At 72.9% G+C, this 22766-nt stretch carries 19 protein-coding genes; 10 read left to right on the plus strand and 9 right to left on the minus strand.

Annotated features, from left to right (window positions below):
• The first annotated feature begins 24 nt into the window (after positions 1–24).
• Positions 25–1230, plus strand: coding sequence for an ROK family transcriptional regulator (locus AB0C33_RS07750; RefSeq protein WP_352325906.1), 1206 nt, complete (start codon positions 25–27; stop codon positions 1228–1230).
• Here AB0C33_RS07750 and AB0C33_RS07755 read toward each other — a convergent pair.
• From AB0C33_RS07755 to AB0C33_RS07765, 3 genes are read right to left on the minus strand one after another with little or no spacing between them, the layout of a single operon-like run.
• A complete protein-coding gene (locus tag AB0C33_RS07755) occupies positions 1227–1976 on the minus strand; it encodes a neutral zinc metallopeptidase (RefSeq protein WP_358284715.1) in 750 nt (249 codons plus the stop codon). The two genes, AB0C33_RS07750 and AB0C33_RS07755, sit on opposite strands and share 4 nt — an antisense overlap.
• Before the next feature lie 36 nt (positions 1977–2012).
• The gene (locus tag AB0C33_RS07760) at positions 2013–2825 is read right to left on the minus strand and encodes a neutral zinc metallopeptidase (protein WP_358284717.1); all 813 of its coding nucleotides are present in this window, start codon (positions 2823–2825) and stop codon (positions 2013–2015) included.
• 53 nt (positions 2826–2878) lie between these two features.
• A complete protein-coding gene (locus AB0C33_RS07765; protein WP_358284720.1) occupies positions 2879–3775 on the minus strand; it encodes a neutral zinc metallopeptidase in 897 nt (298 codons plus the stop codon).
• Positions 3776–3924: 149 nt separating this feature from the next.
• Between AB0C33_RS07765 and dxs the strand changes: the two genes are divergently transcribed.
• On the plus strand, positions 3925–5808 hold the full coding sequence (dxs, locus tag AB0C33_RS07770; protein WP_358285963.1) for a 1-deoxy-D-xylulose-5-phosphate synthase: 1884 nt from the start codon (positions 3925–3927) through the stop codon (positions 5806–5808).
• On the opposite strand, the gene AB0C33_RS07775 is transcribed toward dxs, so the two are convergent.
• Entirely contained in the window at positions 5753–6391 is a 639-nt protein-coding gene (locus tag AB0C33_RS07775) for a DedA family protein (RefSeq protein ID WP_358284722.1), read from the minus strand. The genes dxs and AB0C33_RS07775 overlap by 56 nt on opposite strands.
• Positions 6392–6481: 90 nt before the next feature.
• Between AB0C33_RS07775 and AB0C33_RS07780 the strand changes: the two genes are divergently transcribed.
• The gene (locus AB0C33_RS07780; RefSeq protein WP_358284725.1) at positions 6482–7945 is read left to right on the plus strand and encodes an amino acid permease; all 1464 of its coding nucleotides are present in this window, start codon (positions 6482–6484) and stop codon (positions 7943–7945) included.
• A gap of 42 nt (positions 7946–7987) precedes the next feature.
• Here the strand turns inward: AB0C33_RS07780 and AB0C33_RS07785 are convergent, their stop codons facing one another.
• The 4 genes from AB0C33_RS07785 to AB0C33_RS07800 all read right to left on the minus strand — a co-directional run bounded on the left by AB0C33_RS07785 (position 7988) and on the right by AB0C33_RS07800 (position 12509).
• The gene (locus AB0C33_RS07785; RefSeq protein WP_358284727.1) at positions 7988–8383 is read right to left on the minus strand and encodes an SSI family serine proteinase inhibitor; all 396 of its coding nucleotides are present in this window, start codon (positions 8381–8383) and stop codon (positions 7988–7990) included.
• Between the two features lie 88 nt (positions 8384–8471).
• Entirely contained in the window at positions 8472–10559 is a 2088-nt protein-coding gene (locus AB0C33_RS07790) for a 3-hydroxyacyl-CoA dehydrogenase NAD-binding domain-containing protein (RefSeq protein WP_358284729.1), read from the minus strand.
• A complete protein-coding gene (locus AB0C33_RS07795) occupies positions 10556–11740 on the minus strand; it encodes a thiolase family protein (RefSeq protein WP_352365574.1) in 1185 nt (394 codons plus the stop codon). Before AB0C33_RS07795 ends, AB0C33_RS07790 begins: the two co-directional genes overlap by 4 nt.
• Positions 11741–11780: 40 nt before the next feature.
• Positions 11781–12509 (minus strand): hypothetical protein, encoded by a 729-nt coding sequence (locus AB0C33_RS07800; protein WP_358284731.1) that lies wholly within the window; start codon positions 12507–12509, stop codon positions 11781–11783.
• Positions 12510–12862: 353 nt separating this feature from the next.
• Between AB0C33_RS07800 and AB0C33_RS07805 the strand changes: the two genes are divergently transcribed.
• Entirely contained in the window at positions 12863–14248 is a 1386-nt protein-coding gene (locus AB0C33_RS07805; protein ID WP_358284734.1) for an LCP family protein, read from the plus strand.
• A 13-nt stretch (positions 14249–14261) separates the two neighbouring features.
• Here AB0C33_RS07805 and AB0C33_RS07810 read toward each other — a convergent pair whose 3' ends face one another.
• The gene (locus AB0C33_RS07810; protein ID WP_352365580.1) at positions 14262–14555 is read right to left on the minus strand and encodes a helix-turn-helix domain-containing protein; all 294 of its coding nucleotides are present in this window, start codon (positions 14553–14555) and stop codon (positions 14262–14264) included.
• A gap of 93 nt (positions 14556–14648) precedes the next feature.
• Here AB0C33_RS07810 and AB0C33_RS07815 point away from each other — a divergent pair, with 93 nt between their 5' ends.
• The 6 genes from AB0C33_RS07815 (at position 14649) to AB0C33_RS07840 (ending at position 22760) form a co-directional block, all read left to right on the plus strand.
• Positions 14649–16076 (plus strand): FAD-dependent monooxygenase, encoded by a 1428-nt coding sequence (locus tag AB0C33_RS07815; protein WP_358284736.1) that lies wholly within the window; start codon positions 14649–14651, stop codon positions 16074–16076.
• 166 nt (positions 16077–16242) lie between these two features.
• Positions 16243–17298 carry a hypothetical protein gene (locus AB0C33_RS07820; protein ID WP_358284738.1) on the plus strand — a complete coding sequence of 352 codons (1056 nt, stop codon included), beginning with the start codon at positions 16243–16245 and terminating at the stop codon, positions 17296–17298.
• Between the two features lie 124 nt (positions 17299–17422).
• Positions 17423–18424 carry a LacI family DNA-binding transcriptional regulator gene (locus AB0C33_RS07825; protein WP_358284741.1) on the plus strand — a complete coding sequence of 334 codons (1002 nt, stop codon included), beginning with the start codon at positions 17423–17425 and terminating at the stop codon, positions 18422–18424.
• A 31-nt stretch (positions 18425–18455) separates the two neighbouring features.
• Positions 18456–19229 (plus strand): TIM barrel protein, encoded by a 774-nt coding sequence (locus AB0C33_RS07830; protein WP_358284743.1) that lies wholly within the window; start codon positions 18456–18458, stop codon positions 19227–19229.
• Positions 19230–19237: 8 nt separating this feature from the next.
• Positions 19238–20155, plus strand: coding sequence for an alkaline phosphatase family protein (locus tag AB0C33_RS07835; RefSeq protein WP_358284746.1), 918 nt, complete (start codon positions 19238–19240; stop codon positions 20153–20155).
• A gap of 34 nt (positions 20156–20189) precedes the next feature.
• Positions 20190–22760: a PEP/pyruvate-binding domain-containing protein gene (locus tag AB0C33_RS07840; RefSeq protein ID WP_358284748.1), complete on the plus strand. Its 2571-nt coding sequence runs from the start codon at positions 20190–20192 to the stop codon at positions 22758–22760.
• Positions 22761–22766: the final 6 nt, after the last annotated feature.

Raw genomic sequence — 22766 nt, forward strand, 5'->3', positions numbered from 1 at the left:
CAGCCCCTGAAGGAACCCCAGACGATGCGTGCCGGACCGTCCCAGGAGGACATCAGGCGCCACAATCTCGGCGCGCTGCTTCGCCATGTCCATCTGGGCGGGCCGATCTCGCGCGCCGAGCTGACCTCGAAGATGGGGCTCAACCGCAGCACCATCATGGCGCTGACGTCCGACCTCACCGCCGCCGGGCTGGTGCGGGAGGAGCTGCCGCGCGAGACCGGCCGGGCCGGCCGGCCCTCGCTGGTGGTGCGCCCGGAGTCGGCGCGCGTCTACGTGTTCGCGTTCGACGTGGGCCCCGACCGGCTCGTGGCGGCGCGGGTGGGGCTGGGCGGCGTCATCCTCGACCGCAGGGAGACCACCCGCGACCGGGGCAGGTTCGCCCTCGACGAGCTGGCCGGGGTGCTGTCGGGGTTCGCCAGGCAGATGCGGCGCAAGACGCGCGACGACACCGTGTGCGTCGGCGCCGCCGCCGCCGTGTCCGGCGGGGTGCGCAAGGGCGACGGCGTGGTGACGTTCGGGCCCAACCTGATGGCCCACGACGTGCCGTTCGGCGAGGAGCTGGGCCGCAGGCTGGGCCTCGGGCTGCCGGTCAGCGTGGGCAACGACGCCAACCTGGCGGCCCTGGCCGAGCACAGCCGGGGCCTCGGCGTGGGCGTGCGCGACCTCATCTGCCTGCACGGCGACGTGGGCATCGGCGGCGGCATCATCACCGGCGGCCACCTGCTCGGCGGCTTCGACGGCTACGGCGGCGAGGTCGGCCACATGGTCGTCAACCCCGGCGGGCGCGAGTGCTCCTGCGGCTCGCACGGCTGTCTGGAGGCCGAGGTGGGGGAGCGGGCGCTGCTGGAGCTGGCCGGCCGGTTCGGGCCCGGCCAGCACGGCCGCGACGCGGTCCGCGCCGTGGTCGACGCGGCCGACCGGGGCGACATCGTCGCGCAGGAGGCGCTGAGCCGGGTCGGCGACTGGCTCGGGCTCGGCGTGGCGAACCTGGTCAACATCTTCAACCCGGAGATGGTGATCTTCGGGGGCATGTTGCGGGAGGTCTACCTCGGCTCGGCGGCGCAGGTCCGCACCCGGCTGGCGCTGCACGCCATGGCCCCCCAGCGCGAGCACGTACGGCTGCGCACGTCGGCGCTCGGCGACCACGTGACCCTGGTCGGGGCGGCCGAGCTGGCCTTCGCCCACGTGCTGGCCGACCCGCTGGAAGTGCTGGCCAGGGTCAGCTCCTAGCGCACCCGGGCCTTGGGGGCCGTCCAGGTGTCGCAGGCGGCGGCGGAGCCGTCGCGGTAGCCGCGGTTCTGCCAGTAGGCCAGGTTGCGCGGGCGTCCGTGGATCTTGCTGTAGTCCGCCCGGCGGACGGCGTCCAGCCATTCGCGCCAGGTGACGTCGGGTTTGATCGAGGCGAGGGCGGCGCTGTAGAAGACGCCGGCGAAGCACTCGGCCTGCATCTCCAGCCGGTGGCTGAGCAGGGTGCGGGCCCCCGTGGAGGCGGGCTGGTACAGGGCGTTCTGCGCGTCCAGCACGCCGGTGAGCTCCTGGACGTGGTGTCCCCACTCGTGCGCGACGGAGTGCGCGACGTTCATCCGGAACGGGTCGTCCAGGTCGTGCTTCATGACGCGGATGACGATCGTGCGCTGCACCGGGCAGTACTGCGCGCCGTTGGCGGTGATCCGGCCGCAGACCGAGTCGGCGCCGGTGGTGACGGTCACCTCGGGCGGGGTGTAGGTCAGGCCCGCGGCCGCGAACCGGCCGGCCCAGAACCGGTCGGCGCACCTGGCCATGGCCCGGTGGAAGGACTTGAGCGAGGCGGCGCTGCCCGCCCGGATGGCGGGGACGGCGCAGGCCAGGCGTTCCCGTGAGACGACCGGCGCGGCCGACAACCCCCCTCGCGCCGGGCGGCCCGCCGCGGCCGACGGAGCCGGCGACAGAAGAACCGCGATCATGCACATGGCGAGCGCCATGAGGGGAATGCGCACGATCGCGGATCTTAGAGGAGTTTGTACGAGTTTGGCTTAGCTGACCTTGCCCTTGGGGGCGGCCCAGGTGTTGCAGGAGCCCGCCGACTTGCCGGTGAAGCCGCGCTTGAGCCACCACGCGACGTTGGCGTCCGAGCCGTGGCTCAGGTCGGCCGAGGAGCGCGTCTTCACGCCGAGCGCGCTCAGGTCGGCCGGGTCGTGCGTGCCCTTGAGCAGGGAGTCGAACTCCTTCTGGCTACGGCCCAGCGAGTCCCAGACGCTGCCCATGAACACCCCGGCGTAGCACTCGGCCTGCAGCTCGGTGCGGCGCACCGGCTCCAGGTTCCGCGGGTTGTCCAGGACGTACTCGCCGCGCTTGTTGTGCCGGAGCATGCCGGTGAGCTTCTGGACGTGGTGGCCGTACTCGTGGGCCACCACCAGCATCAGCACCGGGTCCGACGGCTCCTCCACGACGTTCGGGCTGAGCAGGAGGGTCATCGTCTTGTTGACCGGGCAGTACAGCGCCTGCGCGCCCTCCGGGAAGCCGCCGCAGCCCGTGGGGGCGCCCAGCTTGGTGATCACCTGGAACTTCGGCTTGCTGAAGGCGAAGCCCGCCTGCTTGAGCTTGGGGGCCCAGGCCTTGTCGAGGCATTCGAGCACCGCCTCGAAGTAGACCCGCGCCTCGTCCTCGGTCCCGGACCGGACCGGCGGCTCCTCGCACGTCCTGAGCGCGAGCCGGCCGGTCTTGTAGATCGGGTTCTTCGTCAGGACCGGCTTGCTCGCCGGGGCGGCCACGGCCGCGTGGGCCGTACCGGCGACGAAAACGCTCGCCAGGGCTCCGGCAATGATCGCCAATCGGGGGGTACGCATGGGAAGGCACACTACAAAAGAGAGAGATCAAGGTAAAGCGGAAATGCCAGACGTCACTGGACGTTTCGCGCAGCCGCCGCCCACGTGTTGCACGAGCCCGGCGCGCCCCGGTTGAAGCCCCTGGTCATCCAGGCCGCCTGCGTCGGGCCCTTGCCGTGGTCGTTCTGCGGCCAGCCCTTGGCGCCGTTCTTGTAGAACCACTCCACCGTGTAGGCCCAGTCGGACTGCGTGACCAGCGGCGACTCCTTCATCGTGCTCATGAAGATGGAGGAGAAGCACTCGGCCTGGAGCTCGGAGTTGCGCGACAACTGCAGGCGCCTGGCCTTGCTCGCGGTGGACCTGGCCGTCCAGTAGTAGTTCCAGATGCCGGAGGCCTGCTGGACGTGGTGGCCGTACTCGTGGGCGACCAGGCGGGTGATGCCGAGCGGGAACGGGTTGCGGAGCTGGTCGCGGCTGATCATCAGGTACATGGTGCGGTCCGTGGAGCAGTAGACGCCGTCGGCGCCGGTGTTCCACGCGCCGCAGGGCGTCCTGACCTTCTTGGTGATGATGCGCAGGCGCGGCTTGGTGAACGGCAGCCCCGCCTTGCGGAACTGGGCCGCCCACGTCCTGTTGAGGCAGTTCGTGACCCGGGTGAGGTAGCGGCGGTAGGCGATCATGCTGCCCGGGGGCAGGTCGCCGGGCTCGCAGTTCACGTCCACGAGCTTGCCGGTCCTGTACAGCGGGTTGGCCGTGGCCAGTGTCCTGCCGCCGGAGGTGGTCGGTCCCTTGCTCTTGGCGGTCGCCTTGGCCGGCGGCGAGGCGACCTGCTGGGCCTCGTTGATCGGCGAGCGCCCGGTCGAGGTCGTGGCGACCTCGGCGAGCACGAGCACCAGGGAGGCCGCGGCCAGGGCGAGCGCGATGGCCGCGCCGACCAATGCCGCGACCTTACCTTTTGGGACGGAGTTCATATGTCCTGCAAGACTAGGTCAAGATCTGACATAGGTGGGCGGATTTGACTCGATGGAGTCAGCGAGACGTCGGCGAACTAGACTCTTCTGCGTCGTCGAAAAGGAACAGACGGCGAACGAGGCAGAGGGGAGTCGCATCCGTGAGCGGGTTGCTGGGCTCGATAGAGGGACCGCACGACGTCAAACGGCTCGCTGTCGATGAGCTGCCGCGGCTCGCGGGGGAGATCCGTGACCTGCTCGTCGACGCCTGCGCCAGGTTCGGCGGCCACCTCGGGCCGAACCTGGGCGTGGTCGAGCTCACCATCGCCGTCCACCGCGTCTTCGACTCCCCGCGCGACCCGGTCATCTGGGACACCGGCCACCAGGCGTACGTGCACAAGCTGCTCACCGGCCGCGCGGCCGGCTTCGAGGCGCTCAAGCAGGAGGGCGGCCTGTCCGGCTACCCGAGCCAGACCGAGTCCGAGCACGACTTCGTCGAGAACTCCCACGCCTCCACCGCGCTGTCCTACGCCGACGGCCTGGCCAAGGCGTTCAAGCTGCGCGGCGAGCGCGAGCGCACGGTCGTCGCGGTGATCGGCGACGGCGCGCTCACCGGCGGCATGGCCTGGGAGGCGCTGAACAACATCGCCGCGATCAAAGACCTGCCCGTCGTGATCGTGGTCAACGACAACGGCCGCTCCTACTCCCCGACCATCGGCGGCCTGGCCTCCCACCTGTCCTCGCTGCGCGTCAACCGCCGCTACGAGGACATGCTCGAATACGTCAAGGACAAGCTCGGGAACGTTCCCGTCCTCTACGACGCCCTCCACGGCTTCAAGAAGGGCGTCAAGGACGTCCTGGCACCGCAGGTCATGTTCGAGGACCTCGGCCTGAAGTACGTCGGCCCCATCGACGGCCACGACGAGCAGGCCATGGAGGCGGCGCTGCGCAAGGCCCGCGCCTTCCGCGGCCCGGTCATCGTCCACGCCCTCACCCAGAAGGGCCGCGGCTACACCCCCGCCGAGAACCACGACGAAGACCAGTTCCACTCGCCCGGCGCCTTCGACCGCGCCACCGGCGCCGAGAAGCCCAAGCCGCGCATCTGGACCAACGTCTTCAGCGAGGAGCTGGTCAGGCTCGGCAAGGAGCGCGAGGACCTGGTCGCCATCACCGCGGCCATGCTCCACCCCACCGGCCTCAACGCCTTCGCCGACGCCTTCCCCGACCGCATCTACGACGTCGGCATCGCCGAGCAGCACGCGCTGACCAGCGCCGCCGGTCTGGCGCTCGGCGGCCTGCACCCGGTCGTGGCCGTCTACGCCACCTTCCTCAACCGGGCCTTCGACCAGCTCCTGATGGACGTCGCCCTGCACCGGCTGCCGGTCACCGTCGTCCTCGACCGGGCCGGCGTCACCGGCGACGACGGCGCCAGCCACAACGGCATGTGGGACCTGTCGATCCTCCAGGTCGTGCCCGGCCTGCGGATCGCGGTGCCGCGCGACGGCGACCGCGTCACCGAGCTGCTGCGCGAGGCCGTGGAGGTCACCGACGGGCCGACCGTGCTGCGCTTCCCCAAGGGCCCGGTGGCCGAGCCCCTGGAGTCCGTGGGCCGCCTGGGCGAGATGGACCTGCTGCGGGCCGCCGAGGGCGAGCCGGACGTGCTGCTGGTGGGCGTCGGCCCGATGGCGCACGTGTGCATGGAGGCGGCCGTCCTGCTCGACGCGCAGGGCATCTCGGCCACCGTGGTCGACCCGCGCTGGGTCAAGCCGCTCGACGAGGCGCTGACGCTGGCCGCCGGCGCCCACAAGCTGGTCGCCGTGGTCGAGGACAACGGCCGCGTGGGCGGCGTGGGCGACGCCGTGGCCCGCCTGCTCCGCGACGCCGACGTCGACGTCCCGGTGCGCACCTTCGGCATCCCGCAGGAGTTCCTCGACCACGCCAAGCGGGCCGCGATCCTCGGCCGCATCGGCCTGACCGGCCAGGACCTCGCGCGCCAGATCACCGAGGCCGTCGCGAAGCGGACCTCCCGCGTGGAGCAGCCGGTCCGCCGTTGAGCACCCGGCGGACCACGGCGGTGATCGCCAGCATGACGACCACCGCCGCGGCCGCCGCCGGCAGCAGCAGGCCCGCCTCCCGCCGCGCCATCTGCCCGGCCACCGCCCCCAGCACGATGTACGTGCTCACCCACGCCGTGCTGCCCAGCAGGGCCCACGGCATGAACCGGCGGTAGGGCATGCCCACCGCGCCCGCCAGGGCCGGCGTCAGCGCGTGCACCACCGGCAAGAAGTAGGCCAGGGCCAGCGCCCAGCCGCTGCGCCGCAGGATCTGCTCCGCCCGGCTCCAGCGCTCCTCGCCGACGCGCCGGCCGAGCCTGCTGTTGCGCAGGCGGAGGCCGTACCGGCGGCCCAGGCGGTGGCCGCCCGTCGCGCCCAGGAGGCAGGCCAGCACGCCGGTGCCGATCAGGGCCAGCGTCTCCGGCACGCTGCCCGACGTGGCGCCCGCGACGATCAGCAGGCCGTCGCCCGGCGTGATCAGGCCGATCCCGACCGAGGCGTCCAGGGTCAGGAAGACCAGGACGAGCGCCAGCACCACCGCCACGTCCTGACCGGCCAGCGTGTCCAGCAGGTCGTCCACCATGATGCGGGTCCGCTACCCCCGACGAGGCGCTTCACCGGCCGGCGCGGCCCGAGCGCATGATCACGGAGGGTCTGGGAAGGATCGCTGATCGTGGACATCTTTCGCACGAAGAGCGTCGAACAGTCGATCCGCGACACCGAGACTCCCGAGCATCAGCTGCGTAAACGCCTGACCGCCATGGACCTGATGGTGTTCGGCATCGGCGTGATCGTCGGCACCGGGATCTTCGTGCTCACCGGCCAGGTGGCCAAGGAGGTGGCCGGGCCGGCGGTCGCGGTCTCGTTCGTCGTGGCGGCCGTCGTGTGCGGACTGGCGGCGCTGTGCTACGCCGAGTTCGCCTCGACGATCCCCGTGGCCGGGTCCGCCTACACCTTCTCCTTCGCCACCCTCGGCGAGTTCCCCGCCTGGGTGATCGGCTGGGACCTGATCCTGGAGCTGGCGCTGGCCGCGGCCGTGGTGTCGGTCGGCTGGTCGGGCTACTTCGCCTCGATGCTCGACTCCGTCGGCATCCACCTGCCGGCCTCCATCGCGGGCGACGATCCCGTGGTCAACGTGCCCGCGGTGGCCATCGTGCTGATCCTCACCGCGATCCTGGTGGCCGGCATCAAGATCTCCTCGCGGGTCAACCTGATCCTGGTGATCACCAAGATCACGGTGGTGCTGCTGGTCATCGTGGCCGGGCTGTTCTTCGTCAAGGCCGCCAACTACACGCCCTTCATCCCCGAGCCGGTGGCCTCGCCGCGGGTCGAGGGGCTGAAGGCGCCGCTGATCCAGGTGCTGTTCGGGGTCACGCCCGTCGCGTTCGGCGTGATCGGCATTTTCTCGGCCGCGGCGATCGTGTTCTTCGCCTTCATCGGCTTCGACATCGTGGCCACCGCCGCCGAGGAGACCGTGCGCCCGCAGCGCGACGTGCCGCGCGGCATCATCGGCTCGCTGGCCGTCTGCACGATCCTCTACGTCGCCGTCTCGCTGGTCGTGGTCGGCATGCAGCCGTACAAGCAGCTGAGCACCAGCGCGCCGCTGTCGGACGCGTTCACCGCCGTCGGCCACCCCTGGCTGGCCGCCATCATCAGCGTGGGCGCCATCGCCGGTCTGACCACCGTGGTGCTGGTGCTGCTGCTCGGGCAGACCCGAGTGTTGTTCGCCATGTGCCGCGACGGCCTGCTGCCGCGCCGGCTGGCCGTCGTCCACCCGACCTTCGGCACGCCCGCCAGGCTCACCGTCCTCATCGGCCTGGTGACCATGGCGCTGGCCGGGTTCGTGTCGTTCGGGGAGCTGGCCGAGCTGGTCAACATCGGCACGCTGTTCGCGTTCATGGTGGTGTCCGTCGGCGTGATCGTGCTCCGGCGCACCCGGCCCGACCTGGAGCGGGCCTTCCGGGTGCCGATGGTGCCGCTGCTGCCGATCCTGTCGGTGCTGGCCTGCCTCTACCTGATGCTCAACCTGCCGCTGGAGACCTGGCTCAGGTTCGTCGTCTGGATGATCATCGGCGTGGTCGTCTACTTCGCCTACGGCTACCGGCACAGCAGGCGGGGCGCCGTGCCCGGCCGGTGACGCGCGAGAGGGGCGGGCCGGCCGCCCGCCCCCCTCACCCGCTCAGATCGCCAGGAGCGTTCCGAGGCCCGCCTTCATCGTGCAGGCGTTGGTGTAGACCTTGCCCCACTGGACGGTCTTGCCGTACCACTTGCCGAGGATCATGACGGCGCGCGGCTCCACCTCCTTGCCGCAGGCCGCGGCCGCCTTCGGCGAGACGTTGATCTTGGCCGGGTCGCCCTTCACCTTGCGCAGGAGCTCGCAGGCGGCGTGGGCGGAGGGGTGGGTGCCGCCGTCGGGGCTGCAGTTGAGCCAGGCGCCCTTGGTGGGGCCGTTCTTCACTGCCACGGTGACCTTGAGGACGACCTTGGGGGTGGGGGGCGCCGCCGCCAGGGAGGGCGACGACGCGCCCAGCACGAGGGCTCCGCACAGAGCGATCGTGCCGACTGCTCGCATCATGGTTACTCTCCGTTCGTAGGACGGCACAGTACGCTACGGCGAAGGCGGCCATGACGTACGGAGACCCGCCGGGCGGGCCTCCGTAAAATCACGCGGGCAGCGAGGCCACACCGGGCGGAAGGAACCGGGGCTGGGCGATCCCCGACCTGTCCAGATAAGGCGTGATGCCACCCAGATGGAACGGCCAGCCGGCGCCCAGGATCATGCACAGGTCGATGTCCTGCGGCCCGGCGACGACGCCCTCGTCCAGCATGATCCGGATCTCCCGGGACAGCGCCCCGAGCACGCGCTCGCGGACCTGCTCGGCCGTGGACGGCGACGTGCCGCCGGCGAACAGGGCCACCGCCTCCGGGTCGAGCGAGAAGTCCGGACGGTAGACGCCGGGCTTGCCCGAGGCGACCAGCTTGGCCATGTTCTCCGAGACGCCGAACCGCTCGGGGAAGGCCGCGTGCAGCGTCTCGGCGACGTGCAGGCCGACGGCCGGGCCGACGAGCTGCAGCAGCGCGAACGGCGTCATCGGCAGCCCCAGGCCGTCGAGCGCGTGCTCGGCGACCTCCAGCGGCGTGCCCTCGTCCACGGCGGCCACGACCTCGCCCATGAAGCAGGTCAGCAGCCGGTTGACCACGAACGCCGGCGCGTCCTTGACCAGCACGGACGACTTCCGCAGCGACTTGCCCACCGCGAACGCCGTGGCCAGCGTGGCGTCGTCGGTCGAGGCGCCCCTGATGATCTCCAGCAGCGGCATCACGGCGACCGGGTTGAAGAAGTGGAACCCGACCAGCCGCTCGGGGTGCGCCAGCCCGGCGCCCATCTCGGTGAGCGAGAGCGAGGAGGTGTTGGTGGCGAGCACGCACTCGGCCGACACCACGGCCTCGACCTCGGCGAACACCTGCTTCTTGACCGCCATGTCCTCGAAGACGGCCTCGATGACGAAGTCGGCGTCGGCGAAGGCGTCCTTGGTCAGGGAGCCGGTGACCAGGGACTTGAGCCGGTTGGCCTGGTCGGCGGAGACGCGGCCCTTGCCCAGCAGCTTGTCGACCTCGGCGTGCACGTACCCCACGCCCTTGTCCAGGCGGGACTGGTCGAGGTCGGTCAGCACGACCGGGACCTCCAGGCGGCGGGCGAACAGCAGCGCCATCTGCGAGGCCATCAGCCCGGCGCCCACGACGCCGACCTTGGTGACCTTGCGGGCCAGCGACCTGTCCGGCGCGCCGGCCGGACGCTTGGCCCGGCGCTGGGCCAGGTCGAAGGAGTAGAGCCCGGCCCGCAGCTCGTCGCCCATCAGCAGGTCGGCCAGCGCCTGCGTCTCGGCGGCGAAGCCCTCGTCGCGCGAGGCGGTCGCGGCCAGGGCGATCAGGTCGAGCGCCCGGTAGGGGGCGGGAGAGGCGCCGCGCAGCTTCATGTCCACCAGGAAGCGCGCGTCGGCGACGGCCTTGTCCCAGCCGTCGTGCTCCTGCCGCTCGACGGCGACCTCGCCCTTGACCACGCGGGCGGCCCAGCGCAGCGACTCCTCAAGGAAGTCGGCCGGCTCGAACATCGCGTCCGCGACGCCCAGCTTGTACGCGTCCGCGCCCTTGATCATGCGGTTCTGCGACAGCGGGTTCTCGATGATCAGCTTGATCGCGTTCGCCGGGCCGATCAGGCGGGGGAGCAGCTGCGTGCCGCCCCAGCCGGGCACCAGGCCGAGGAAGCACTCGGGCAGCGCCACCGCGGGCACGCCGGAGGAGATCGTCCGGTACGCGCAGTGCAGCGCGATCTCCAGGCCGCCGCCCATGGCCGCGCCGTTCACGAACGCGAACGTCGGGATCGGCAGCTCGCCCAGCCTGCGGAAGACGTGGTGGCCCAGCGCGCCGATGGCCTCGGCCTCCTCGCGGGAGGCCACGGCGGCCGCGCCCTTGAGGTCGGCGCCGACGGCGAAGATGAACGGCTTGCCGGTGACGCCCACGGCGGCCAGGTCGGTGCGCTCCGCGATCCGCGACAGGGCCTCCTCCAGCGCGAACAGGCCGTGCGGGCCGAAGGTGTTGGGCTTGGTGTGGTCGAAGCCGTTGTCCAGGGTGATCAGGGCCATCGTGCCGGCGCCGCCGGGCAGCGGCACGTCGCGCACGAGGGCCTTGGTGACGACCTCGTCGGTGTTGCGCCCGCTCAGCAGCGCGCGCCAGGTCTCGATGTCGCTCATGCCAGGTTCTCCCAGATCACAGTGCCGCCCATGCCCATGCCGACGCACATGGTGGTGATGCCGTACCGCACGTCGGGCCGCTCGCCGAACTGGCGGGCGAGCTGCGTCATGAGCCGGACGCCCGAGGAGGCCAGCGGGTGGCCGAAGGCGATCGCGCCGCCGTAGGGGTTGACGCGCTGGTCGTCGTCGGCGATGCCGAAGTGCTCCAGGAAGGCCAGCACCTGGACGGCGAACGCCTCGTTGATCTCGAACAGGCCGATGTCGCCGATGGACAGCCCGGCCAGCCGCAGCGCCCGCTCGGTGGACGGGATCGGGCCCACGCCCATCACCTCGGGGTCCACGCCCGCGAAGGCGTAGGAGACCAGGCGCATCTTCGGCGTCAGGCCCAGCTCGCCGGCGACCTCGCGGGCGGCCACGATGCAGCCGGTGGCGCCGTCGTTGATGCCGGAGGAGTTGCCCGCGGTGACGTTGCCGTGTGGGCGGAAGGGCGTCTTGAGCGCGCCCAGCGCCTCCATCGTGGTGCCGGGGCGCGGCGCCTCGTCCTCGGCGGCCAGGCCCCAGCCCTTCTCGGCCGTCCGGACCGCGGTGGGCACGAGGTCGGGCTGGATCTTGCCGTCGGCGTACGCCTTGGCCGCCTTCTCCTGCGAGAGCACCGCGTAGGCGTCGGCGCGCTCCTTGGAGATCGACGGGTAGCGGTCGTGCAGGTTCTCGGCGGTCATGCCCATGACCAGCGCGCTCGGGTCGACCAGCTTCTCCGACAGGAACCGCGGGTTGGGGTCCACGCCCTCGCCCATGGGGTGGCGGCCCATGTGCTCGACGCCGCCGGCGATGGCCACGTCGTAGGCGCCGAAGGCGATGCCGCCCGCGACCGTGGTGACCGCGGTCATCGCGCCCGCGCACATGCGGTCGATCGCGTAGCCGGGCACGCTCTTGGGCAGACCGGCCAGCACCGCCGCAGAGCGGCCGATGGTCAGGCCCTGGTCGCCGATCTGGGTCGTCGCGGCGATGGCCACCTCGTCCACGCGCTCGGGAGGCAGACCGGGGTTGCGCCGGATGAGCTCGCGGATGACGCGGACGACCATGTCGTCGGCGCGGGTCTCCGCGTACAGTCCCTTCGGCCCTGACCTGCCGAAGGGCGTGCGTACGCCGTCGACGAACACGACGTCACGAGAGGAAGGCACGGATTCGCTCCTCGTTCTTGGATGGGGTTCCGCGCCTATGCTACTCGTCGGTAACCACCCCGCAGACGAGGGCGGCGGTCAGCAGCGCGTAAACGATCGGCATGGGCGGTTCCCAGAGATGGGCGCGGGCTCCGAGCAGGGCGGCGACCGCCACGGCCGCGCCCGTCCAGAGCGCCGCGCCCCCTCGTGGACGCGCGCCCCGGCCGGGATCCCACGGATCGCCAGGTGATCCTCCCGGACGACCGGCGCGCGCCACTATCCCCAGGGCGTCCCGTGCCCACCAGATGAGGAACGACACCCCCGCGGCCAGGCCGATCACCATGGCGGCCTCGACGGCCCAGCTCAGGGCGTCGGCGAAGGCGTACAGAGCGGCCGCCCTGAACTGGCCGGGAGAGGTGGCGCCGAGGAGCAGCAGCACGGCCCAGCCGGACGCGACGCCGAGCCGGCTCAGCGGACGCCGCCGGGCCGAGGGCGGCACGGCGAACAGCTCGCGCTCGCGCCGGCGCACCAGGCGCGCCCGCGCGCCCCACACCAGCTGGGTGACCGCCAGGACGGGCACCGCGATCGCGAATACCACCAGCGAGAGCACGGCGAGCGGTAACGTCTGCTCTCTGGTCGGCGCGCGGTCGGCCAGCACCTGTGACGTGGCCAGCAGCGCGATCGAGCCGGCGAGCGCGACGAAGACGGCCCGGCGGGCGGTCCGGGCGGCGGTGCGCAGCCCGGCCAGCGCCTCGGCGCCTGGAGGGGGCGCCATCTCGGTCAGAAGCATGGACGTCATGATGGCGTCACGGACCGTAGTGACGCCGTGGATTCGCGCGCATTGCATGGAGCCCTCGCCGGACGCGTCCGCCGGAGGCTGCTATGGGGTGAAATTTGCGACACGCCGTATATGCGGCGGATTATCAGTATGCTGCGCGTCACACCAGAGGGGGCCGCGCTCTGCGAGGGGCGCGCGGGGTTGCGTCCTGTGCGGGCGCGCGTAGAGGGGGGCGCGTGAGCGAGGGCCGGAGAGCGCCGGAACGGCCGCAGCATCGCCCCGACCGCCGCCCGGACCGCCACCCCGATCAGCGCCCCGACCGTCGCCCGGGCCGGCCCCCGGGGCGCGTGCGGCGGATCACGCCGATGGCGTGGGTGAGCATGGCGCTGACGTTCGTGCTGGTCGCCGTCACGCTGGGCGGGTACGCGTACTACCGCAGCATCGACAACGGGATCCCGCGCATTTCCGTGGACGCCGGGCCGTCGCGGCCGCCCGAGACCGGCGCGCTCAACGTGCTGCTCGTCGGCTCGGACTCGCGCGAGGGCGACAACAAGAAGTACGGCGCGAAGTCGCAGGGCCTCGGCGAGCGCACCGACACGATCATGGTGCTGCACATCTCCCCCGACCGGGACAAGGCCACCATGATCAGCTTCCCCCGGGACACCATGGTCATGATCCCGCAGTGCCGGAGCCGCACCGGCACGATGCTGGCCGGCGGGCTGCGCCAGATCAACTCCGCCTTCAACGACGGCGGCATCGACTGCACGGTCCGCACGCTGGAGTCGCTCACCAACATCAAGATCAACCACATCGTGAAGGTCGACTTCACCGGCTTCAAGGGCATCGTCGACGCCCTGGGCGGCATCGAGATCTGCCTGCCCAAGGCGGTCGACGACCCCAAGGCCAAGCTCGTGCTCAGCGCGGGCAAGCACGTCGTCAAGGGCGAGCAGGCCCTCGGGTACGTGCGCACCCGCTACACCCTCGGCGACGGCAGCGACCTCGGCCGCATCCAGCGTCAGCAGGTCTTCCTCACCAAGGTGCTGGACAAGATCACCGATGGCGGGCTGCTCACCGACCCCATCAAGGCCGACGGGTTCCTCAGGGCCGCGATCAAGGCCGTCACCGTGGACGACAAGCTCACGCTGTCGCGGATGCTGGAGATCGCGGGCAGCGTCAAGGGGCTGACCGCCAAGGAGCTCAAGGGCATCACCGTGCCGGTGGAGGCGTACCCGGCCGACAAGAACCGGGTGCAGCTCAAGCAGCCGGACGCGCGCAACTTCTTCGAGGCCGTGCGCTCCGACGTCAACGTGACCCCGCCCTCGGCCGCCGCCAAGCCGAAGGTCGAGAACGGGCGGGTGCGCGTCCAGGTGCTCAACGGCACCACCGAGCTCGGCAAGGCCGGCCAGGTGGCCGACGAGCTGGCCGACCAGGGGTTCGCCGTCGTCCAGGTCGGCAACGCGGCGCCGGTGGCCACCACGTCGATCCGGTACGCGAAGAAGGACGCCGACAACGGCGCCGCCTACGGGGACGCCGTGGCCGCCCGGCTGTCGAAGGACAAGCGCACGCCGGTGGCGGGCAAGGTCGCCCCGGTGAACCCGAAGCCGTACGCGACCAAGGTCACCCCGCTGCCCGACGGGCCGATCGTGCAGCTCGTCATCGGGGCCGACTGGCCGGGCGTGCGGGTGGCGTCGGCGATCCCGGGCTCGCTCAAGGACAAGGTGGTCGACTCCACCACGAACCCCTGCCTGTGACCCGGCCGGCGGGTTAGAGGTCCTCGGCCAGCAGCAGATCGACCAGGCCGGGGAAGCGGGCGTCGAGGTCGTCGCGGCGCAGCCGGATGAACAACTTGCGGCCCTCCGGGCGCTGGCAGATGACGCCGGCCTCGCGCAGCACCCGCCAGTGGGCGGTCAGCGTCGACTTCGGCACGTCGGCCACGACCTCGCCGCAGAACAGCTCGTCCCCCGAGGCCAGCGCGCGCACGATCTTGGCGCGTACGGGATGGCCGAGCGCGGCGAGCACCTCCACCAACTGGATCTGGTCACGCGACGGGTGCAGCATGCCGCCATTGTACGGATAACACGAACGGTGATTTGACGGACATTGTTCGTATGTACGAGGATTACGTACTCATCCGGGTTCGAGGAGGCTCCTGTGTTCGATGTCGCCGTGGTGGGTGGCGGGCCCGTGGGCATGTTGCTCGCCGCCGAGCTGGGCCTGCAGGGGGTGCGGCCGCTGGTGCTCGAACGGCTCGCCGTGCCGACCGGCCAGTCCAAGGCCGGGACGCTGCACGCGGGCACGGCTCAGAGTCTGGACCGGCGGGGGCTGCTGGAGGCGGTGGGGCGGTCCACGTACGGGAGCGTGAGCTTCCACTTCTCCGGCATGTTCGGGCTCGACCTCGGCGCGGTCTCGGACGGCGGCCCGAGCATCGTGGGCAGCCCTCAGGCGTGGGCCGAGCAGGTGTTCGCCCGCCGCGCGGCGGCCCTCGGCGCGGAGATCCGGCGCGGCCAGGAGGTCACCGGCCTGGAGCAGCGGGACGACCACGTCGCCCTGACCGTGAACGGCCGCGAGCTGACCGCCCGCTACGTCGTCGGCGCCGACGGCGCGCGCAGCGTCGTGCGCAAGGCCGCCGGCATCCCGTTCACCGGCGCCGGGGCCCGCGTCGCCGCGCTCATGGGCGACGTGCGGCTGCTCGACCCGTACACGGTGCCGCCGGGTTACACGCGTACGCCGCGGGGCTGGGCCATCGTCTGGCTCGACCCCGCCGGGCACAGCCGCGTCACCACCTACGACTTCCGCGCCCCGCACGCCGACCGGGAGGCGCCCGTCGCGATCGAGGAGCTCCAGGAGGCGGCCGAGCACATCCTCGGCGTCCCGGTCCCGATGGCCGGCGCGCGCAACCTGTCCCGGTACGGCGACGCCGCCCTGCAGGCCGAGACCTACCGCGCGGGCCGCGTCCTGCTGGCCGGGGACGCCGCGCACGTGCACTTCCCGTGGGGCGGCCAGGGGCTCAACACCGGCCTGGGGGACGCCTTCAACCTGGGCTGGAAGCTGGCCGCCGAGGTGCGCGGCGAGGCCCCCGCCGGGCTGCTGGACAGCTACCACGCGGAGCGGCATCCGGTCGGCGCGCGGGTGTTGTGGAACGTGCGGGCCCAGAGCGCGCTGGCCCACCCCGACCCGGCCGTCGACCCGCTGCGCGAGCTGTTCGCCGAGCTGATGCGGTTCGACCAGGTCAACGAGTACCTGAGCGGGATGATCGCCGGGGTGGACACCGCCTACGACGTGGGCGTGCCCGGAGCCGGGCGGATGGCTCCCGACCTGCCGGTCAAGACGGCCGGCGGCGTGGTACGCACCGCGGAGCTGCTGCGCGGAGGCCGGGCGCTGCTGCTGGACCTCGGCGGGCGCGACGACCTGGTGGCGGCGGCCGCTCCGTGGGCGGACCGGCTGGAGATCGTGCGGGGCAGCGCGGAGCACGACGCCGAGGCGCTGCTCGTGCGGCCCGACGGCTATACGGCCTGGACGTCGGAGGCGCGGGGGCACCCGCTGGAGGCCGCGCTCGCCCGCTGGCTGGGACGAATGTGACGCTGAGTAACTTTAGTGAAACATGTGAAATTTCCGGACAAGTCTGTTAAGAAAGGTCGCGGTCCGTATTCAGAGCTAGAGAGGTTCCATCGTGGCGCGCGACGAGAACGACAGGCCGTACGAGGATGGGCAGGGTAAACCGTTAAACCCGGAGCTGACCGGAGACGTGCTGTCCCCCCGGTGGAGCACCGAGGACACCGACGAGCAGCCCGCGATCCAGGTCTCCGGCAACGAGACCTACATCCTCCCGGCCGGCCAGGCCGCGCAGCCCGTCGAAGCCCCGGCGACCCCCGCGACCCCCGCGACCCCCGCGCCTCCCGTGGCCCCGGCCGACGCGCCGCACGACGTGCTCGACGGCCCGAGCGGCCCGCACGACGTCCTGGACGGGCCGAGCGGGTCCCACGAGGCCCTGAGCGGGCCGCACGAGACGCTGGCCGGGCCGCACGAGAGCCTGAGCGGGCCGCACGCCGTCGTCGGGGCGGACGGCCCCGACGTCCCCGGCGCAGACCGCGCGGCCCACGACGACGACGACCTGCCCTACCTGCCGCTGGACCAGGGCTACAAGCCCGACGGCGACGACGACGCGGGCGAGACCAGGCGCGGCTTCCTCGGCTCCGGCTGGACCGACGACGCCGACGACCGCCGGGGCGGCGCCGGGCGCGATCGCGAGGTGCGCCGGCGTACCAGGGTGCTGGTGCTGGCGGCCGCCGCGGTGGTGCTGGTCGGCGCCGGGGCGGGCTGGCTGCTCACCGGCACCTCCTCCGACGACCCGTGCGGGGTCGGCGCCTGCGCCGGCGCGAGCCAGGTCACCGCCCCGCCGCAGACCGCGCTCCCGGAGGAGACCGAGTCCGCCCCCGAGCCCGAGGAAACGGACACCGCCGAGCCGACCGTGTCCGAGACCGTAACCCCCACCCCCGTGGCCCGCCGCCCCCGTCCCACCCGCGAGCCGTCGGCGCGGCCCACCGCCACCCGCGAGAGCCGTCCGACGGCCACGCCCGACGAGAAGGTCACCCACGGCCCGCAGGACGGGATGAACGAGACCTCCGACGGCACCCCCGAGGACTCGGCCGAGGACTCGGCTGCCAAGGCGCCCGCCACCAGGCAGCCGGAGCGGCAGGAGAGCGCACCCCCCACCCAGGCGCCGCCCGCGCAGCAGGAGCAGCCCGCCCCCACGCCGAGCGAGAAGAAGGGCCTGTTCGACATCCTGTTCCCCTGGGCGTGAGGGTCCCGTCGCCGTCCTGGTGAGCGCGGTGCCGCGAGTTGTGTCACCGCCGCGGGCGGGCGTGCGAGGATGCGGAGCCAGGTCGTCGTCTGGCAGACTTGGAAACCGCTTTCCGGGAGGTCTCGTGGTCACGCTTGAGGACGTCGCCAAACAGGCCGGCGTCTCCCTCGCCACCGCCTCGCGGGTGCTCAACGGCAGCACCCGCCAGGTGGGCGCGACCCTGCGGGCCCGCGTCGAACGGGCCGCCGACGAGCTCGGCTACCGCGCCAACATCGCCGCCCAGACGCTGGCCCGGGGGGCGAGCAACGTCATCGGCATCGTCGTCCACGACCTGACCGACCCCTACTTCGCCGCGCTGGCCGACGGCGCGATGCGGGCCGCCGCCACCGAGGGCATGCTCGTCATGGTGGGCACCACCCACCGCGACCCCGAGCAGGAGATCGCCTACGTCGCCACCATGAACGCCCAGCGCGTGCGCGCCGTGCTGCTGGTCGGCTCGCGGGTCGCCGACCCCGTCGTGACCGGGCGACTGCGCGAGGAGCTGGCCCGCTACCAGGAGGGCGGCGGGCGGGCCGCGTGCGTCGGCCAGGACCTGCTCGGCGTGGACACCGTCGCGCCCGCCAACCGGGCCGGCGCCGCGGCCCTGGCCCGCGCGCTGGCCGGGCTCGGGCACACACGCTTCGCCGTGCTGGCCGGGCCGCCCCACCTGGTGACCGCCGCCGACCGGTGCGAGGGGTTCACGCAGGCGCTGCGGGAGCTGGGCCTGCCCGAGCCCGTCGTGGTCCACGGGCCGTTCGACCGTGACGGCGGCTACCGGGCCGCGACCGAGATCGGCGCGGCGACGACCTGCGTGTTCGCGGTCAACGACGTGATGGCCGTGGGCGCGCTGGCCGCCTGCCGCGAGCGCGGGATCCGGGTGCCCGAGGACGTCTCGGTGGCCGGGTTCGACGACATCGTCACGCTGCGTGATCATGTGCCCGCGCTGACGACCGTGCGGCTGCCGTTGACGGACATGGGGGCGCGGGCCCTGGAGCTCGCGCTCGGCCGCGAGGACGCCGCCGCCCCCGTGGTCGAGCACGTCGCGGGCGAGGTCGTGCTGCGGGAGAGCGTTAGGAGGATGGCGTGAGAGTGACGGGCGCGGAAGCCGGGGTGACGGCGTGAAGCCGGCGGTCAGCACGTTGGGGATGCCGGGGGAGGGGCTGGAGCGGGCGGCCGGGATCGCCGTCGCGCACGGCTGCCAGGGGCTTGAGCTGCGGCTGCATCCGGACACCGGCGTCCATGCCGGGCTCACCGCGCGGGAGCGGCGCGCGGTGCGGGAACGGGTGGAGCGGGCGGGGCTGGAGATCGCTGCCCTGGCTGGATATGTCGGCATCTGTGAGCCGGGACCGGACGCGCCGGTCGCCGACGCGCTCCTCGCCGACCTGCGGCTGGCCGCCGATCTGGGCGCGCCGGGCGTGCGGGTGTTCCCGCGCGGCGACGATCCGGCGGTCGGCGCCCGCCGGCTGAGGTCTGTGGCCGGTACGGCCGCCGCCCTCGGTGTACGCGTCCTGGTCGAGACGCACGACCGGATGCCCACCGGCGCGGCCGTGGCCGGGCTGCTGGCCGAGGCGGGCCGCCCCGAGGTCACCGGCGCGCTGTGGGACCTGCTGCACCCCTGGCGGCACGGCGAGTCCCCGGCCGCCACGCTGGCGGCGCTCGGCCCCTCGCTCGCCTACGTCCAGGTCAAGGACGCCGTCTCGGCCGAGGACACCACCCCGGTCCCGATGGGGACGGGCTCGGTCCCGCTGGAGGAGGCCGGCGACCTGCTGCGCGCGGCCGGGTACGCCGGATGGGTCTCGCTGGAGTGGGAGCGCACCTGGTACCCGGACGTGGCGCCGGTCGAGGAGATCCTGCCGGGCGCGGTCGCCTGGGTGCGACGGTTCACCGCTTAGATAGGGGAATGCCCCTTAACAAGAACAAAGTCCTCGTGGTCGGCATGGACGGCCTGCGCTTCGACCGGCTCGTCGCCCTGGCCCCGCCGGTCCTGTCGTCGCTGATGGCCTCCGGCGCGTACGGCACCAGCAAGCTCCCGTACGGCGAGGCGGCGGCCCCCAGGACGGAGTCGCCCGGCGAGGTCGTGCCCAAGGCTCCGGAGCCGCCGGCGGCGGGCCGCGTGATCAGGTCGCGCACGGACTCGGGCCCCGGCTGGTCGTCGATCGCCACGGGCGCCTGGCCTGACAAACACGGCGTCGTGGACAACAGCTTCATCAGCCCCCAGTTCACGAAATTTCCGGACTTTTTGAGTCGTGCGAAGAATGCCCGCCCCGACCTCGTGACCGCCGCCTTCCTCTCCTGGGCCGCCCTCGGCGAGCACGGCGCGTTCGGCCCCGCCATCGACCACCGCATGGTCCTGGACGGCTACGCCCTCACCTGGACCGCCGCCGACCGGCAGATCGCCGACGCCGCCGAGCGCCACCTCGCCGAGACCGGCCCCGACCTCGCCTTCGTCTATCTCGGCGACACCGACGAGGTGGCCCACGCCCTCGGCCCCCACTGCCCCGAGTACGCCGCCGCCCTGCACGCCCAGGACGCCTACCTGGGCCGCCTGCTCGACGCCGTCCGCGCCCGTCCGGGGGAGAGCTGGACCGTGCTGGTCACCACCGACCACGGCCACGTGGACGAGGGCGGCCACGGCGGCACCTCGGCCGAGGAGCGCACGGTGTTCGTCATCGCGAACCGGCTGGACGCGGACCTCGGCGGCCGCCCACTGGCCGAGCCCCGCCTGGTGGACGTCGGCCCGACCGCGCTGGCCCTGCTCGGCGTGCCGCTCGACCCGGCCTGGGAACTGGACGGGACGCCGCTGTTCAACAGTTGGTGAATTTGTGGCAGACTCCGGAGAAGGGGTGCCTTCCATGAGGACCACACTCGACCTCTCCGAGATCGACGCCACGATGCTCGCCGAAGTGGGCGGAAAGGCCGCCAACCTCGGCGAGCTGACCCGCGCCGGCCTGCCCGTCCCGCCCGGCTGGGCCCTGACCACCGACGCCTACCGGCAGGTCGCCGCGGGGCTCGACCTCACCCCGGACGACGGGCTCGCCGCGCGGGCCAGGCGCCACCTGCTGCGGGCCGAGATGCCCGCCCCGGTGCGCGCGGCGATCGTGACGTCCTACGCGCGGCTCGGCGCGGACGTCCCGGTGGCCGTGCGCTCCTCGGCCACGGCGGAGGACCTGCCGTTCGCCAGCTTCGCCGGCCAGCAGGACACCTTCCTCAACGTGGTGGGCGCCGAGGCGGTGCTCGACGCCGTGCGCCGCTGCTGGGCCTCGCTGTGGAGCGACCGGGCCGTGGCCTACCGGGAGGCGAGCGGCGTCGGCCACGCCGGCGTCCGGCTCGCGGTGGTCGTCCAGGTGATGGTGGACGCGCGGGTGGCCGGGGTGATGTTCACCGCGAATCCGGTGACCGGCAGGCGGCGCGAGACCGTCCTCGACGCCGCACCCGGACTCGGCGAGGCGGTCGTCTCCGGAGCCGTCGATCCCGACCGGTTCGTCGTCTCGGGCGGCGAGGTGCTGGAACGGCGGGCGGGCGGCCCGAAGCCGGCCGTCCGGCCGCTGCCCGGCGGCGGCGTCGAACACGTCGGGACCGCCGCCGGGGGCCTGTGCCTGACCGACGCGCAGGTGCTCGCCCTGGCCGAGCTCGGCGCGCGCGTCGAGGACCACTACGGCACGCCGCAGGACACCGAGTGGGCCATCGGCCAGGACGGCACGCTCTGGCTCACCCAGGCCAGGCCGATCACCACCCTCTATCCGCTGCCCCGGCCGGCCGGGCCCGGCCTGCGCGTCCACCTGTCGCTCAACGTCGCCCAGGGCGTGATGGGGCCGTTCACGCCGATGGGGGTGTCGGTGTTCAACCTGGTCGCCTCGGGGGCGGCGACCCTGTTCGGGCACGCGCCCGCCGACCGGCTCGACGGCCCGGCGTTCCTGTCCGAGGCGGGGCAGCGATTGTGGATCGACCTGACCACGCCGCTGCGCAGCCGTACCGGCCGGGCGGTCCTGACCCGCATGATGCCCCTGGGGGAGGCGCGGGCCGCGGCCGTCGTGCGGGAGCTGGCGGGCGACCCGCGGCTGTCGGTCGTCCAGACCTCGCCGCGCCCGTTCCTGCGCGGGCTGCGCCGCTTCGCGCGCCGCGTGCACGCGCCGGCGCGGGTCCGCGACGCGCTGCTGAGCCCGGCCAGGGCGCTCGCCCACGCCGCCCGCGTCGGCGAGGAGCTGGACCGCAGGCTCGAACCGCCGCCCGGCGCCACCCCCGCCCAGCGCCTCGACCACGCCGAACGCCTGCTCGCCGGGACGTTCCCGGCCATCGTCTCGATCATGCCGATCGTGATCACCGGCTACGCCCTGCTCGGCCTGGCCGCCCGGCTCTCCGGCACGCGGGTGGGCGACCTGCAGGACGTCCTGCGCGGCGTCCCGAACAACCCGACCACCGAGATGGACCTGGAACTGTGGGACCTGGCCGGCCGCGTCGAGCCCGAGGCGTTCCGTGAGGCGCCCGCGGCCGAGCTGGCCCGCCGCTACCGGGCCGGCGAGCTGCCGCCGCTGGCCCAGAAGGAGCTCGCCGCCTTCCTCGGCCGGTACGGCCACCGCGGCGTGGCCGAGATCGACGTCGGCGTGCCCCGCTGGTCCGACGACCCCACGCACATCCTCGGCGTACTGGCCAACTACCTGCGCATGGACGCCGGCTCCGCCCTCGCCCCCGACGCGCTGTTCGCCGGGAGCGCGCGGGCGGCGCGGGAGGAGGTCGAGCGGGTCGCCGCGCTGGCCGCCCGCAGGGGCCGGTGGCGGGCGCCCGTGGTGCGCTTCGCGCTCGGCCGCACCCGGGCGTACGCGGGGCTGCGCGAACTGCCCAAGTACCACGCGGTCAGGGCCATCGCCGCCGTCCGGCACAGCCTGCGCGCGGTCGGGGAGCACCTGGTCGCCGCCGGCGTCCTGGACGACGCCGCCGACGTGTACTTCCTGCGCCTGGAGGAGGCCAGGCCCGCCCTGTCCGGCGGCGACCTGCGCGACCTGGTGCGCGAGCGGCGGACGGCGTACGAGCGGGAGTCGCGCCGCCGGCACGTGCCCAGGATCATGCTCTCCGACGGCACCGAGCCCGAGGCCCTGGCCGGGCCCGTCCCCGACGGCGCGCTGACCGGCACGGCGGCCTCGGCCGGCACGGTCACCGGCCTCGCCAGGGTGGTGCTCGACCCGAACGGCGCCCACCTCGAACCGGGCGAGATCCTGGTCTGCCCCTCGACCGACCCCGGCTGGACCCCGCTGTTCCTCACGGCCGGCGGCCTGGTGATGGAGATGGGCGGCGCCATGTCGCACGGCGCCGTGGTGGCCCGCGAGTACGGCATCCCCGCCGTCGTCGGCGTCCGCGACGCCACCGGCCGCATCGCCACGGGCCAGGAGATCACCGTCGACGGAGCGGCGGGCACGGTGACCCTTTAGAGCACT

Source organism: Nonomuraea sp. NPDC048881 (assembly GCF_040649795.1).
Taxonomy (GTDB): Bacteria; Actinomycetota; Actinomycetes; order Streptosporangiales; family Streptosporangiaceae; genus Nonomuraea.